Here is a 1,387-nt window from a genome sequence, read left to right on the forward strand (position 1 = left end):
TACTGCAACCGCATCTGGGGGTTGTGCCCTCGATGTTTGTAGTGGGAGCGGCGGGCTCGGGCCTGGCTGTGTCTACGGAAGTGTGACCAGCGGAGATGGTGTTCGTTGGTGTGGTGGCGAGGCGTGATGACGATGTGCCCGATCAACCGGCGGATCTCCGGGACGCTGAGGGGTATGAGGTTCTGCTCGTCCTCTGCGTTGCCCCTTTTGCGGCTTCTTGGGCGCGGACTGCGGTCAGGTAGGCGAGTGCGGCCATCGACAGGGTGATGTGCCGGTACCAAGCCCGGTAGAGCCGGACCTGGTAGTGGTCCAGGCCGCACTCTCCCTTGGCGGTCTGGAAGCACTCCTCCACCGCCCACCTCGCTGCGGCGACTTTGACCAGGTCCTTTAGCCGCGAGGAGGCCGGTCCGTAGCAGACGTAGTACGCAATCTCGGTGGGGTCGCTGACACTGCGGCGGGCCAGTACCCAGTGCCCGAAGCCGTCTTCCCAGCAAGGGCGGATCGCGACGCGCGCCCAGTCGTAGACGCGTTCGCCGTGCGCGCCCGACCCGCCCGACAGCCGCTTCCAGCGTTGCCGGGGCAGCGCGGCGATCAGCTCGTCGACCCGTTTCTCGGACCAACGGGTCGTGATGACCGTGTCGTTGACCTTGGTGGCCATCACATGGGCGATGCCGCGCTGTTCCAGCCAGAAACGTGTGTGCTTGACCTGCCCGTATGCCTCGTCCGCGGTCACCCATGCGAACGGCACACCGGCATCGACGGCGCGTTGCAGCATCTGCCTGAAGTGCTCGTTCTTGGTCGCGAAACAGATCTCGTCGCCGATGCCGGCGGCCCGACAGCGGTCCCGGTCATCGGTCCAGGAGGCCGGGAGGTAGAGCTCGCGGTCGATCAGAGCACGTCCCCGGGCCGAGGCGTAGGCCAGGAAGGTGCCGATCTGGCAGTTTTCCGTGCGGCCGGCAGTACCCGAGTATTGGCGCTGGACACCGGCGGATTTGGTGCCCTTCTTCAGGAAGCCGGTGTCGTCGCAGATCAGTACGCCGTCTGGGCTGCCGATGGTCTCCACGACGAAGTCACGGACGTCGTCTCGGACCGCGTTCTCGTCCCAGTCGGAGAGGTTGAGCAGACGCTGGACACCGTCCGGGCGGAGCTGGCCGACCTGCTCGGCCAACGTCCAGCCGTTCTTCTTCTCCAAAAGTGCGACCAGCCCCCGAAGGTAGTCCAGTGCCCGCTCGCGCGGCTCGGACCTGCCAAAACGGTGGGCGAACCGGGCATGCAGCCCGGCTATCCCCTCGGACCACAACTCAACCTGCTCGACCGTCAGCGCATCAGCACACAGTCACATCAACGACAGGCGACGTTGATCGTCACCCCAGATGCGGTTGCAGTA

At 65.5% G+C, this 1,387-nt stretch carries 1 protein-coding gene; it reads right to left on the reverse strand.

Annotated elements, in window-relative coordinates; all coding sequences use genetic code 11:
* Positions 1-142: 142 nt before the first annotated feature.
* Entirely contained in the window at positions 143-1,321 is a 1,179-nt protein-coding gene (locus LE548_RS45245; RefSeq protein ID WP_225102859.1) for an IS701 family transposase, read from the reverse strand.
* Positions 1,322-1,387: the final 66 nt, after the last annotated feature.

This window comes from Streptomyces sp. CoH27 (assembly GCF_020181035.1).
Taxonomy (GTDB): domain Bacteria; phylum Actinomycetota; class Actinomycetes; order Streptomycetales; family Streptomycetaceae; genus Streptomyces; species Streptomyces camelliae.